Here is a 12,550-nt window from a genome sequence, read left to right as displayed (position 1 = left end):
GCGCGGCCGGCATGACACTGGCGATCCGGGCCGGCCAGGTCTTCGACGGCACCGCGTTCCGCGGGCCGGCCGCCGTACTGCTGGACGGTCCCCTGCTCGTCGACGTGGTGGACCCCGAGGCGGTACCGGCCGGAGTCGAGGTGCACGACTTACCGGGGGCGACCGTCCTGCCCGGCCTCGTGGACACCCACGTGCACCTGTGCGGCGACGGGCGGCTGAAGGCGATGGACCGGGCCGCCCGGGCCGATCCCACCGAGCTGGACGCGATCATCACCCGCAGCCTGGGTGTCCAGCTGGCCGCCGGGGTGACCACGGTCCGCGACCTCGGCGACACCCGGTTCGCGGTGGTCGACCGGCGGGACCGGCAGCGCCGGCACGAGCCGGACGAGCCGACGGTGGTGGCGGCCGGACCCGCCCTGACCAGCCCCGGCGGCCATGCGGCGGCACTCGGCGGGGTGGTCAGCGGGCGGGCGGAGATCCTGGCCGCGGTGCAGGCCCGGGTGGACCGCCGGGTGGACGTCATCAAGGTGATGGGCAGCGGCGGCCTCACCACCTGGGGCAGTGACGTCGCCGGTTGCCAGTTCTCCGACGACGAGCTCGGGTTGATCGTCTCCACCGCCCACGGCGCCGGCCTGCCGGTCACCGTGCACGCGCACTCCCTGGCCTCGGTCCGCCAGGCACTGCGGGCGGGCGTGGACGGCCTGGAGCACTGCGGGGCGCTGACCGAGACGGGGTTCGACCTGCCGGACGACACCCTGGCCGCGCTGGTGGCACAGGACGTGGTCCTCGGCGGCTGCCTGGCCCACTCCTCCGCCGACGTGCTGACCATGGCGCCCCCCACCGTGCTGGCCATGATGCGGCGGGCCGGCGTCGGCCCCCGCGACTTCGACGAGGGCCGCGCGGCGATGCTGCGTCGGGTGTTCCTCGCCGGGATCACCATCGGCGTGGGCACCGACGGTGGGGTGACCTCCGGCCGGCCGCACGGCGGTGCCGCCGCCGACGCCGCCACCGTGCTGCGCATCGGCGGGGACACCCGGGACGCCGCCGCCGCCGCGACCTCGGTGGGCGCCGGAGTCTGCGGCCTGGGCGACCGCAAGGGCCGCCTGGCCCCCGGGTTCGACGCCGACATGCTCGTCGCCGACGGCGACGTGGCCGGCGACATCACCGCGCTGCAGCGGGTTCTCGCCGTCTACAAGGCGGGCGTGCCGGTCATCGGCCGATGATCGCCGGCGGTCCGGTCGGGGCCGCCGTCACGGCCCGCCGCGCCAGTGGTCGATCCGGTGGTGGTCGGGGGCGAACCCGTTGTCGATGCCCCACAGCACGGCCTGGGTCCGACTGGCCACGTCGATCTTGCGGTAGATGATGCGGATGTAGGACTTCACCGTGTTCGGGCTGAGGAAGGTCAACGCGGCGACCTCGGCGTTGCTCTTGCCCTGGGTGATCAGCGCGAGGATCTCGGCCTCCCGGTCGGTCAGGCCCTCCCCGCGGCCCGGCCAGTCCAGCCCGTTCACGCTGCGGGCCCGCCGGGGCGGGTCGCTGATCACCATCTCGCCGGCGTGCACGGCCTCCAACGAGGAGACCAGCTCCCGGGCCGGCAACGCCTTGGAGAGGTAGCCGTGCGCCCCCTGCTCGCGGGCGCTGCGGACCAGATCGGGATGGAAGTTCCAGGTGTAGACCACCACCCGCCGGGCCCGCGGATTGGCGACCAGCACACCGATCTCGTCGTGATCGGATTCGGGCTGGGCGAACGAGTCGTAGAGCACGATGTCCACCGAGTCGCTCAGCGCGCTGTTGGTGTCGATCTCGGCGATGAGCACCCGGTCCCGGTACTGGTCCAGGATGCTCGCCACCCCGATGAGGACGACGTCGTAGTCGTCGACCAGGGCCACGGTGATCGGTCGACGCTCGCCAGGTGTGCTCACGTCACTGACGGTAAACCTCCCTAGGGGTGTGCCGCACCCTCCCTGGGGGTGGTTGTGTCGTCCTCACAGGAAGCCGCGCCCCGCCCCTCGGGTCGGGATGCGGCATCCACCACCCCCATCGCACGGAGGCACCCATGTCCTGGATCGGACTCATCATCAGCTTCATCGTCGTCGGCCTGATCGCCGGTGCCGTCGCCCGCCTGCTCGTCCCCGGGAAGCAGAACATCTCGATCCCGATGACGATCCTGCTCGGCATCATCGGCTCGTTCGTCGGCGGCTTCCTCGGCTACCTGATCTTCCACAAGGACGCCGCGGACGGCTTCTTCCAGCCCGCCGGCATCATCGGTTCGATCATCGGCGCCGTCATCGTGCTGCTGATCTGGCTCAAGGTCGGCGGCCGACGCAGCGTCTCGTCCCGCTGACGGCACGGCCTGACCGGCCGACGGCACGGGGGGTCGACCGGTCAGGTCAGGTCAGGTCAGGTAGCGGAACGCCGCCGATCCCGGCGCGATGCGCTCGCACCCCATGGGGGACGCGGACATCCGCTCGAGCAGCGCCGGAAGTCCCTCCGCCGCACCGAGTTCGATGCCCACCAGAGCGGGCCCGGTCTCCCGGTTGTTGCGCTTGACGTACTCGAACAGGGTGACGTCGTCGTCCGGTCCGAGCACCTCGTCCAGGAAGCGGCGGAGCGCCCCGGGTTCCTGGGGGAAGTCGACCAGGAAGTAGTGCTTGAGCCCCTGGTGCACCAGCGAGCGCTCGAGGATCTCCCCGTACCGCGACACGTCGTTGTTGCCCCCGGACACCACGCAGACCACCGTGCTGCCCGGCACCACCTCGTTCTCCAGCAGCGCGGTGACCGCCAGCGCGCCGGCGGGCTCGGCGATGATGCCCTCGTTCTGGTACAGCCCGAGCATCCCCGTGCACACCGCCCCCTCGCCCACCGTGCGCAGGGTGACGCCGTACGCCCGGATCGCCGCGAACGGCAGGGCGCCGACCGTCCGGACGGACGCGCCGTCGACGAACGGATCGGTGGTCTCCAACGGCACCGGCCGGCCCGCGGCCAGGGCGGCGGCCAGCGACGGGGCGCCGGCGGGCTCGACGGCCACGAGGGCCACCGCAGGGGCGCGTTCGGCCAGGTACGCGGCCATCCCACCGAGCAGACCGCCGCCACCCACCGGGACGATCAGCTGGTCCGGCGGCCGACCCAGCTGCTGCAGGATCTCCCGGGCCACCGTGCCCTGCCCGGCCATGGTGCGCAGATCGTCGAACGGCGGGACCAGCACCGCACCGGTGGCCAGCGCATCCGCGGCCGCGTGCTCGGCCGCGTCGTCGAAGGAGTCGCCGACGACGATGAGCTCGACCCGGTCGCCGCCGTGGGCGCGGATCCGGTCGCGCTTCTGCCGAGGTGTGGTGCGCGGCAGGTAGATCCGCCCGTCCACGGCCAGCGCCCGACAGGCGTAGGCGACACCCTGCGCGTGGTTGCCGGCACTCGCGCACACCACCCCGGACGCCCGCTGTGCCTCGTCCAGTTGGCTCATCAGGTTGTAGGCGCCGCGCACCTTGTACGACCGGACGACCTGCAGGTCCTCGCGCTTGAGCAGCACCCGGGCACCGGTCAGCGCACTGAGCCGGGGCGCGGGTTCCAGCGGTGTGCGCACGACGACCCGGTCGATCCGCCGGGCGGCCTCGTCGATCGCCGCAGCCCGCAGGGCAGGCGGGGGTGTCATCGGCGGCACGGGAGGAACGGACACCGTCCGATCCTGCCACCCGGTCCCCGACCACCGGTCCGCTCCGACCCTCCTCCCGGGTGACGGGCGCCACGCGTCACCCCATCGGCGGTACGACCTCGCCGTCGTGGCGAATATAGTTCTGTTATCACTAACCACCCGGGACTCGATCGGCGGGTAGCGGGACCACAGCCTTACCCCGTCAGCTCGCGGCCGATAGGGTTCGGGCCGAGGCGAGGGGGCCGCTGCATGGACAGCCTGACCTGGGCGCTGCTGATCACCGGCGGCGTCGGTGTGGCGCTGCTGGTGATCGCCCTGGTCCTCGGCGAGATCCTCAATCTCGGCCACGTCGACGCGGACGGCCCGTTCTCCCTGCCGGCCATCGCCGCCTTCGTCGGTGGCGCCGGGTTCATCGGTGCCCTGGCCGCGTCCCTGCTGCCCGACGGGATCACCGGCGGCGGCCGGGTCGTCGCCTCGGTGGGCATCGGCCTGGTCGGGGCGACCCCGTTGGCCTACGGCGCCATCCGGTTGACCCGCGGGTTGATGGGCATGCGCACCGACGGCACCCTGACCGACACCGATCTGCTGGGGGCCCAGGGCACGGTCATCACCGCCATCCCCGGGACGGGCTACGGCGAGGTGCGCCTGACCGTCGGTGGTCACCAGCTCAAGTACTCCGCGCGGGCACCGGAGCCGTTGCCCGCCGGCACGCCCGTCTTCGTCACCGATGCGTTGAGCGCCACCGCCGTCGAGGTCGTGTCCACCGCGTTCGACCGCTGACCCGCACCGCCCGAGTGCCGGGCCCCGTTCCGTTCCACCCGAGCACCACCCCGTGCACCACCCGTCCAGGAGGGCCCTGCCCATGACCTTCTCCCCGACCCTGATCGCCATCGCCGGCATCGTCGTGCTCGTCGTGCTGCTGGTGCTGCTGATCCTGTCCCGCATCAAGGTGGCCGGCCCGAACCAGGCGTTCCTGGTCACCGGGCAGCGCGGCAAGTCCGTGACCTCGGCGTCCGGCGAGCGCTCCACCGATCTGTCCGGCCAGAAGGTGGTGATGGGGGCGAGCGTCTTCGTCATCCCCGTCGTGCAGAAGCTGCACACCATCGACCTGTCCAGCCGTCGCATCCCCGTCGGCATCCGCGGTGCGGTGTCCAAGCAGGGCATCAAGTGCGATCTCGAGGGCGTCGCCATCGTCAAGGTCGGCGGCAACGAGGGATCCATCCGCGCTGCGGCGCAACGGTTCCTGAACCAGCAGGCCGGTATCGAGGTGTTCACCTCCGAGGTGCTCGCCGGTGCGCTGCGGTCCATCGTCGGCCGGTTGACCATCGAGGAGATAATCCGCGACCGGGCCGCGTTCGCCTCCGCGGTCGCCGAGGAGGCCGAGTCCGCCCTCACCGGCCAGGGCCTGATCCTGGACACCTTCCAGCTGCAGGACATCCAGGCCGAGGGCAGCTACCTGGCCGATCTGGGTCGCCCCGAAGCGGCCCGGGTGCTCAAGGAGGCGGCGATCGCCGAGGCCCGCGCCAAGCAGGCCGCCGAGCAGGAGCAGCTGCTGGCCCAGGAGGCCATCGCCATCGCCAACCGCCAGCTGAACCTCAAGCAGGCCGAGATCAGCGCCGAGATCGACGCGGCCAAGGCCCAGGCAGCCGCGGCCGGCCCGCTCGCCCAGGCCGCGCAGGATCAGCAGGTGCTCCTCGAGCAGGAGAAGGTCGCCGGTCGCACCGCCGCGCTGAAGGAACGGCAGCTGGACACCGAGGTCCGCAAGCCGGCGGATGCCGACCGGTACCGCATCGAGCAGCAGGCCGAGGCCAACAAGAACGCGGCCATCTTCCGGGCCGAGGCCGAGCGCCAGTCCACCATCGCCGCCGCCCAGGCCACCGCCGAGCAGGCGCGGCTGTCCGGTGAGGGCGAGCGCGCCCGCCGATCGGCCCTGGCCGACGCCGAGGCCATCGAGGGCGAGAAGAAGGGCGAGGCCGAGCGCCTGCGCCGGCAGGCCATCGCCGCGGCCGTGGAGAGCGAGGGCGCGGCCGACGCCAGCGCCATCCTGGCCCGCGGTCAGGCCGAGGCCAAGGCCATGGACCAGCGCTCGCAGGCCTTCGCCACCTACGGCGAGGCCGCCGTGCTGGACCTGCTGGTCAAGGTGCTCCCGGAGATCGTCAGCGCCGCGTCCGCGCCGATCTCGGCCATCGACAAGATGACCGTCATCTCCACCGACGGCGCCGCCGGGGTCACCAAGTCGGTGGCCGCCAACGTGGCCCAGGGTCTGCAGCTGTCCTCGGACCTCACCGGGGTCGACCTGGGCAAAATGCTCTCCCGCCTGGGCGGGGCCAGCGCCGTCGAGGCGGCCGGCCGCACGGAACCCGCCGACGGCGCGGCCGCCCGGTCCGCCGCCGACCGGGACGGAAAGGCCCGCACCATCCCCGTCGACTGACCCCGCGGGTTCCCCCCCGCACCCCGGACGCGCCGGCACTGCCTGTCCCAGGCGGTGTCGGCGCATCGCCGTTCGGGCTGCGCTCCGGGGTCGGCCGCTGTTCAGGCCGCGGCCAGACCCGACGTCTCCAGCCGCACCGCCAACGCCAGCAGGTCCCGGTCGCGGCCGTGTTCGCCGATCAGCTGGGCGCCGATGGGCAGACCGCCCGTCCCGGTGCCGATCGGCACGGTGACGACCGGTCCGCGGGCGAGCGAGGTGATCACGCCCCAGTCGAAGATCACCGAGGCCGGCAGCTCGGCCCCGTCGACGAGCACGGTCCGGTCGTCCAGCGGCACGGCGGACAGCGGCGGCGCCACCACCGGGGTGATCGGGCAGACCACCGCGGCCACCGTGGCGAACACCTCCGTCGACCAGGCGTCCACGACCTCGGCCTGGCGTTCCAGATCGGCCAGCAGCGGTGGGGCGAGATCGGGAACCGCCGCGCCGTGGGCGATCTCGGCCGCCATCAGCCGCCGATAGACCGCGGCCTCGGCCGGTCCGGCCAGCGGTGGCCGGATCACCACCAGCTCGATCCCGGCGTCCCGGGCCCGCACGCACCAGGCCGACAGGGCGTCCCGCACCTCGGTCCCGGTGACCGGCCAGTCACCCGGCATCCACACGCCGAGCCGGATCTCCTCGGCCGCCGACCCGAGCGGGGCGGCCGCCCCGGCACCGCCGGGCGCTCCGGTGAGCAGCGCCTCGGCGGGCAGCAGCAGATCGGCGACGGTGCGCGCGGTGATGCCGACGGTCGAGGCCGGCGGCTCCAGTCGTCGGGACGGCGGCCACGGCAGGTGGCCGCGTTTGGAGACCAGACCGTGGCTGGGCCGCCAGGACGTCACCCCGCACCAGGCCGCGGGAAGCCGTACCGAGCCGGTCATGTCGCTGCCCAGGTCGAGCCAGGAGTGTCCTGCCGCGACCGCCGCCGCGCCCCCGCTGGACCCGCCGGGGGTGCGTGTCCGGTCCTGGGGGTGCCGGGTGATGCCGAGGTGCGCGGACCCCGACTGATAGTCGTCGAGCCACGGCGGGACGTTGGTCTTCCCCACGACGACGACGCCGGCCGCGCGCAGGGCCGCCACCGCGGGGGCGTCGGTCCCGGCGACGTACTCGTGATCGGGCACGCCGTCCCCCGTGGTCAGGCCGGCCACGTCGAAGCAGTCCTTGACGGTCAGCGGCAGCCCGGCGAGCGGCGGGAGCGGCTCCCCGTCCCGACGGCGCCGGTCGATCTCCCGCGCCTGTGCGGACGCGGTCGGGTCGCGGCGCACCACGGAGTGCACCGGAATCGGGCCGGCCTCGTCGGTGTCCCACCGTTCGTGCAGGTCCGCGACGACCTGCTCGGCGGTCACCGTGCCGGCGCCCAGTGCGGTCAGCAGGTCCCCGGCTGTCATCCCGGTGGTGTCCCTGCCGGTGGTGTTGCTGCCGGTCATCCTGTCCCCTCCCCTGCGACGCCCCTCGCCGCGGGTCGCCGTTCGATATGACCACATCCCCGCACGGGGCGGTCCGCTGGTTAGGGTCGGGGGACGCCAACCCGTCGTCCGGAGGTGCCCCTCGTGCTGGCCGCCCTGCGCCGCGCGCGCATTCTCGAGGAGGTCCGCCGCTCCGGCGGGGCCCGGGTCACCCACCTGACGACCCTGCTCGGGGTGTCGGACATGACGGTCCGGCGCGACCTGGAGGTGCTGGACCGGCAGGGCCTGCTGGCCAAGGTGCACGGCGGGGCGACCGCGATGGAGACGGCCAGCGCCATCGAGCCCGGGTTCGAGATCACCAGCCAGCGGGAGTTGCGCGAGAAGGAGGTGATCGCCGCGCGGGCCGCCACCCTGGTGCATCCGGGGATGGCCGTGGCCATCACGGCGGGCAGTACGACGTGGACCCTGGCCAGGCACCTGTTCGACGTCGCCGACCTGACGGTGGTGACCAATTCCCTCAAGGTCGCCGAGGTGCTGCACGCCCAGCAGCGGCGCGATCTGACCGTCGTCCTGACCGGCGGCCTGCGCACCCCGTCCGACGGTCTCGTCGGACCCATTGCCGTGCAGGCGATCCGCTCGTTGCACGTCGACCTGGTGTTCATGGGCGTGCAGGGTGTGGACGAGCGGGCGGGGCTGACCACCCCGAACCTGCTGGAGGCCGAGACCAACCGGGCGTTCGTCGACTCGACCCGCCGGCTGGTCGTCCTGGCCGACCACACCAAGTGGGGGAAGGTCGCTCTCGCGCACATCGCGCCGTTGTCCGCGGTCAGCACGATCATCACCGACGACCGGTTGAGTTCGGAGGCCGCGGAGGTGTTGGCCGATCAGGTCGCCGAGGTGATCGTCATCCCCACGGGCGACGACGAGGGCTGACCGGCTCGGCCCCGGTCAGCGGGTCGGATCGAGCACCGGCAGGGTCAGCGTCATCACGCAGTTCCCCTTGCCCTTGGGGCGCTCGTAGGTGAACCCGAGGCCCTCGTACATCGTGCGCGTGGCGTTGTAGAGGAACGACGACGACACCTTCCGCCCGGGCTCGAGGTCGTGCGGGTAGGCCTCGACCAGGCCGCCGCCGGCGGCCGCGATCAACGCGAGAGCGCCCCGTACCGCGATCCCGGCCATGCCCTGGCGGCGGAACCGCCGGTCGACGAACAGGCAGGTGATCCGGAAGTCGGGCTCGCGGACCGATTCGGCCTCCCACTGCTTGCGGTGGTGGATGTTGCGCAGCTCGCCGACCGTGCCGAACTGGGCCCAGGCGATCGCCTCGTCCCCGTCCATCACCAGGGCGGCGTGGGTCCGGCCCGCCTCGACCAGCCGCCGCTTGAACTCGCGGTTGCCGCACTCCCGCCGCTCCGGGGGATCGGGGTACAGGTGGAACCAGGTGCACCAGCACCCACCCCAGACCCCGTTGTGCCGTTCCGCGAGGTCGGCGAACGCCGGCCACGTCGCCGGGCCGAGCGGCTCGATCCCGTGGCCGTCGACGACGATCCCGGCGCCGCCCCCCGCTGCACCGTCCTGCGCTGCACCGTCCTGCGTCATGGCGGGGAGGGTAGGCGCGGAAGCGGTCAGCCCCTGTCCGGATGCTCCACGGCCCGGGCGCGCCGGGTGAGGAACTCCCGGACGGCGGGGTCGGTGGCCAGCTCCCCGGCCCGCCGGTAGGCCTCGAGCGCCTCGGGGACGTGACCGGCGGCGGCCAGCAGGTGGGCCCGGACCGCCCAGGCCGGTTGGAAGGAGGCAGCCCCGTCACCGACTTCGTCCAGCAGTCGCAGACCGGCTGAGGGCCCGTCGACGCGCCCCACCGCGCCGGCCAGGGCCACGCGGGTGCCGAGGGTCGGGGCGAGCAGGCGCAACGCCCGGTACAGGGTGCACAGGGCCGGCCAGTCGGTGTGCCCGGTGGCGGCACGGGCGCAGTGGACGGCCTGGACGGCGGCCTCCAGCTGGAAACGCCCCGGCCGAGGGGTACCTGCGCGGCGCAGGTACTCCTCGCCCTCGGCGATGAGCGCGGTGTCCCACCGGGCGGTGTCCTGTTCGTCCAGGGGCACGTAACCCGGTCCTCGCGCGGGTTCGCGGGCGAGGGCCAGGGTGATCAGGGCGGCCAGCCCCCAAGCCTCCGGCTCGCCGTCGAGCAGTGCGGCCACCGTGACGGCCAGATGGTGTGCCTCGTGGACCATGTCGGCCCGCCCGGTCCCCTCCCGACCCAGGGCGAAGCACCCGTACACGGCTTCGAGCACCGGGCCGAGGCGACCGGGCAGCGCTTCGCGGGCCGGGACGGTGAACGGGATCCGGGCGTCGCGGATACGCCGCTTGGCCCGGACGAGCCGCTGCGCCATGGTGGCCGGTGCCACCGCGAAGGCGGTCGCGACCTCGGCGGCGTCGAAGCCGAGCACCGTCTGCAGCATGAGCGGGGTCCGGATCGTCTCGTCGATGGCCGGGTGGGCGCAGACGAACAGCAGGGCCAGTCGGCGGTCCGGCAGGGCGTCGGGGTCGAGATCGTCGAACGGGTCGCGGGGGGACAGGGCGGCACCGGGCCACCCCGGGGGTGACGGGGTGGTCTGCTCGGTGGGCAGGGCCACCGAGGTGCGGTGCGCCGCGGACCGCCGGCGATCGCGTTGCCGGTTGCGGGCCACCGTGATCAGCCATCCCTCCGGGTTGTCCGGCACGCCGGTCTCCGGCCAGCGCCGGAGCGCCTGTTCGAAGGCATCCGCCAGGGCGTCCTCGGCCTGCTCCAGGTCGCCGTCGGCGGCGGCGAGAACGGCGACGAGGCGCCCGTGGGCGGTGCGCGCGGTCCGGGCGGCGGCCGCACGCACCGGGTCGGACGGTGAGCTCACGTGTTCGGGCGCCACGCACCGTCGGCGTGGAAGACGGACCCGGGCCGGACCTCCACCGCACCCCAGTCGACGGGCGGCGCCTGTTGCGCCCAGCCGAGCGCGGCGTCCAGGTCCGGCACGTCGATGACGAAGGACCCGCCCAGCTGATCCTTGGTGTCGGCGAAGGGGCCGTCCTGGATCTGCAGGCGGCCGTCCCGTCGGCGCACCGTGGTGCTGCTCGCGGACGGCTGCAGGACCTCGGCCGACAGCAGCACGCCGGCCGCGGTCAAGGCGTCGGCGTACGCGGCGAACGCCTGCCGCCCGGCCTGTTCGACCTCGGGCCCGAGATCGTCGGACGTCATCTCCGGGTAGTGCAGGAGCAGGGTGTAGCGCATGTCGGTGCCTCTCGTCGGGCGGCGAACCGCGGGATCCTCACACCGTCATGACGATCGACGCCGGCCCCGATCGACACCCGCCGGAAAAAGATGCTCACCGGCGACCGGCGACCGGCGACCGGTGCCGTGTCGGCCGTCCCGGGCCGGCCACCGCTCGTCCCCCGGCGGCACCGCCACCCCGCGGCGCCGCCCGCCCCTCGTCAGGCCCGGCTCTCGGTCCAGTCCGCCGTCCGGTCGCGGAGGACGTCGTACCGCCGGCGGACCACCGGCGTGGGGTCGGCGGTGAACGCGGTGGTCTCCGGGGGCGCCCAGGCCGGCGGTTCGTCGGCTCCGGACAGCGCCCAGGCGGCCTGGCGGGCGGCGCCGAGCGCGACGTACTCGCCGGGCACGGGGAACTCCACCGGCAACCCCCAGACGGCCGGGGCGAGCTGCTGGACGGCGGGGTTCCGGGCGGCCCCGCCGATGACCAGGACCCGGCCGGGGACGACACCGAGCGCGTCGATGGCGTCGCCCAACGAACCGAGCAGGGCCTCGACGGCCGCCCGGGCCAGGTCCTCCCGCTGGACGCCGGAGGTGAGCCCGGACAGCACACCGGTGGCCGTGGGGCGGTTGGGGGTGCGTTCGCCGTCCATGTACGGCAGGAACGTCAGCCCGCCGGCGCCGGGCTCGGCGGCCAGGGCCAGGGCGGCGAACTCGTCGTGGTCGACCCCGAGCAGCCGCGCGGTGACCGACAGGATTCGGGAGGCGTTGACGGTGCACACCAACGGCAGATAGCGGCCACTGGCGTCGGCGAACCCGGACACCGATCCGGTGGGGTCGGCGCGGGGACTGTCGGTGACGCAGAACGCGGTCCCGGAGGTGCCGATGGAGACCACCACGTCCCCGTCGCGCAGGCACAGCCCGAGGGCGGCGGCCATGTTGTCACCCGTCCCCGCGGACAGCTGCGCCCCGCCCGTGGTGGTGCCGACGACCTCACCCGGCCCGGCGATGCGGGGCAGCTGGGGGGCCGGTCCGCCGGGTCCGCGGCCCAGGGCCCACGCGGCGACCTCGGGCAGCCAGTCACGGCGGGCGGGCGAGTAGTAGCCGGTCCCGGAGGCGTCGCCGTGGTCGGTGACCATCTCGGCGCCGGAGCCGGGTCCACCGGCGAGCATCCAGGTCAGCCAGTCGTGCGGGAGCATCACCGCGGAGGTGCGTTCGGCGTTCTCCGGTTCGTTCTCGGCCATCCAACGCAGCTTGGTGACGGTGAACGAGGCGGGCGGCACGGAGCCGATGGCGTCCGCGGTCTGCTGTTCACCACCGAAGTGGGCGATGACGTCGGCGATCTGCGGGGCGGAGCGGAGGTCGTTCCAGAGCAGCGCGGGTCGGACCACCGCGCCGTCCGCGTCCAGGGCCACCATGCCGTGCTGCTGTCCGCCGACCCCGATGGCCGCCGCGCGGTCCAGCAGCCCGGATCCGGCCAGCTGCAGGGCCTCCCACCAGGCCTGCGGGTCGACCTCGGTGCCCACCGGATGCGGGCTGCTGGCCTGGTCGACCACCACCCCGTCCTCGGCCCGGACCAGGACGACCTTCGTGGACTGCGACGAGGAATCGATCCCCGCGACGAGCTGCGACACAGTGGTCCTCTCGGTTCGAACGCCGTGGTGCGCCGGACGACCCACCCGGCCACCGTCGCAGGCTCGCACACCGACCGGCGGCGAGCACGTCGCCGGGTGTCCGTGGCGCCCGCCCGGACGCTCGCCGGGACGCCGTCGGGGTGGTCGGGACGGGGT

12 protein-coding genes are annotated in these 12,550 nt (G+C 73.8%); 5 read left to right on the top strand and 7 right to left on the bottom strand.

Going from position 1 to position 12,550, the window contains the following annotated elements:
• Positions 1–11: 11 nt before the first annotated feature.
• The gene (locus tag J2S58_RS12535) at positions 12–1,223 is read left to right on the top strand and encodes an amidohydrolase family protein (RefSeq protein WP_205256792.1); all 1,212 of its coding nucleotides are present in this window, start codon (positions 12–14) and stop codon (positions 1,221–1,223) included.
• A 27-nt stretch (positions 1,224–1,250) separates the two neighbouring features.
• On the opposite strand, the gene J2S58_RS12530 is transcribed toward J2S58_RS12535, so the two are convergent.
• Entirely contained in the window at positions 1,251–1,922 is a 672-nt protein-coding gene (locus J2S58_RS12530; RefSeq protein WP_205256793.1) for a response regulator transcription factor, read from the bottom strand.
• A gap of 134 nt (positions 1,923–2,056) precedes the next feature.
• On the opposite strand from J2S58_RS12530, the gene J2S58_RS12525 reads away from it, so the two are divergent.
• The gene (locus tag J2S58_RS12525) at positions 2,057–2,344 is read left to right on the top strand and encodes a GlsB/YeaQ/YmgE family stress response membrane protein (protein WP_205256794.1); all 288 of its coding nucleotides are present in this window, start codon (positions 2,057–2,059) and stop codon (positions 2,342–2,344) included.
• Positions 2,345–2,395: 51 nt separating this feature from the next.
• On the opposite strand, the gene ilvA is transcribed toward J2S58_RS12525, so the two are convergent.
• Positions 2,396–3,649, bottom strand: coding sequence for a threonine ammonia-lyase IlvA (gene ilvA, locus J2S58_RS12520; protein ID WP_205256795.1), 1,254 nt, complete (start codon positions 3,647–3,649; stop codon positions 2,396–2,398).
• Positions 3,650–3,898: 249 nt separating this feature from the next.
• On the opposite strand from ilvA, the gene J2S58_RS12515 reads away from it, so the two are divergent.
• Complete coding sequence (locus tag J2S58_RS12515) at positions 3,899–4,429, top strand: NfeD family protein (RefSeq protein WP_205256796.1); 531 nt, start codon at positions 3,899–3,901, stop codon at positions 4,427–4,429.
• 82 nt (positions 4,430–4,511) lie between these two features.
• Positions 4,512–6,080 carry a flotillin family protein gene (locus J2S58_RS12510; protein WP_205256797.1) on the top strand — a complete coding sequence of 523 codons (1,569 nt, stop codon included), beginning with the start codon at positions 4,512–4,514 and terminating at the stop codon, positions 6,078–6,080.
• Positions 6,081–6,181: 101 nt separating this feature from the next.
• On the opposite strand, the gene J2S58_RS12505 is transcribed toward J2S58_RS12510, so the two are convergent.
• A complete protein-coding gene (locus J2S58_RS12505) occupies positions 6,182–7,543 on the bottom strand; it encodes an amidase family protein (RefSeq protein WP_205256798.1) in 1,362 nt (453 codons plus the stop codon).
• A gap of 123 nt (positions 7,544–7,666) precedes the next feature.
• Here J2S58_RS12505 and J2S58_RS12500 point away from each other — a divergent pair, with 123 nt between their 5' ends.
• Positions 7,667–8,455: a DeoR/GlpR family DNA-binding transcription regulator gene (locus tag J2S58_RS12500; protein WP_344470418.1), complete on the top strand. Its 789-nt coding sequence runs from the start codon at positions 7,667–7,669 to the stop codon at positions 8,453–8,455.
• A 15-nt stretch (positions 8,456–8,470) separates the two neighbouring features.
• On the opposite strand, the gene J2S58_RS12495 is transcribed toward J2S58_RS12500, so the two are convergent.
• From J2S58_RS12495 to xylB, 4 genes are all read right to left on the bottom strand, one after another.
• Positions 8,471–9,118 carry a hypothetical protein gene (locus J2S58_RS12495; protein WP_205256800.1) on the bottom strand — a complete coding sequence of 216 codons (648 nt, stop codon included), beginning with the start codon at positions 9,116–9,118 and terminating at the stop codon, positions 8,471–8,473.
• A 26-nt stretch (positions 9,119–9,144) separates the two neighbouring features.
• Entirely contained in the window at positions 9,145–10,407 is a 1,263-nt protein-coding gene (locus tag J2S58_RS12490; protein WP_205256801.1) for an RNA polymerase sigma factor, read from the bottom strand.
• Positions 10,404–10,781 (bottom strand): YciI family protein, encoded by a 378-nt coding sequence (locus tag J2S58_RS12485; RefSeq protein WP_205256802.1) that lies wholly within the window; start codon positions 10,779–10,781, stop codon positions 10,404–10,406. Before J2S58_RS12485 ends, J2S58_RS12490 begins: the two co-directional genes overlap by 4 nt.
• Before the next feature lie 200 nt (positions 10,782–10,981).
• Positions 10,982–12,394 (bottom strand): xylulokinase, encoded by a 1,413-nt coding sequence (xylB, locus tag J2S58_RS12480; RefSeq protein WP_205256803.1) that lies wholly within the window; start codon positions 12,392–12,394, stop codon positions 10,982–10,984.
• Positions 12,395–12,550: the final 156 nt, after the last annotated feature.

Source organism: Nakamurella flavida (genome assembly GCF_030811475.1).
Taxonomy (GTDB): domain Bacteria; phylum Actinomycetota; class Actinomycetes; order Mycobacteriales; family Nakamurellaceae; genus Nakamurella; species Nakamurella flavida.
This window is presented reverse-complemented; position numbering and strand designations above follow the sequence as displayed.

Excerpts from the sequence above, each read along its gene's own strand:
- J2S58_RS12535 (WP_205256792.1), top strand. The coding sequence starts at position 12 with ATGACACTGGCGATCCGGGCCGGCCAGGTCTTCGACGGCACCGCGTTC.
- J2S58_RS12525 (WP_205256794.1), top strand. The coding sequence starts at position 2,057 with ATGTCCTGGATCGGACTCATCATCAGCTTCATCGTCGTCGGCCTGATC.
- ilvA (WP_205256795.1), bottom strand. The coding sequence starts at position 3,649 with ATGACACCCCCGCCTGCCCTGCGGGCTGCGGCGATCGACGAGGCCGCC.
- J2S58_RS12515 (WP_205256796.1), top strand. The coding sequence starts at position 3,899 with ATGGACAGCCTGACCTGGGCGCTGCTGATCACCGGCGGCGTCGGTGTG.
- J2S58_RS12510 (WP_205256797.1), top strand. The coding sequence starts at position 4,512 with ATGACCTTCTCCCCGACCCTGATCGCCATCGCCGGCATCGTCGTGCTC.
- J2S58_RS12505 (WP_205256798.1), bottom strand. The coding sequence starts at position 7,543 with ATGACCGGCAGCAACACCACCGGCAGGGACACCACCGGGATGACAGCC.
- J2S58_RS12495 (WP_205256800.1), bottom strand. The coding sequence starts at position 9,118 with ATGACGCAGGACGGTGCAGCGCAGGACGGTGCAGCGGGGGGCGGCGCC.
- J2S58_RS12485 (WP_205256802.1), bottom strand. The coding sequence starts at position 10,781 with ATGCGCTACACCCTGCTCCTGCACTACCCGGAGATGACGTCCGACGAT.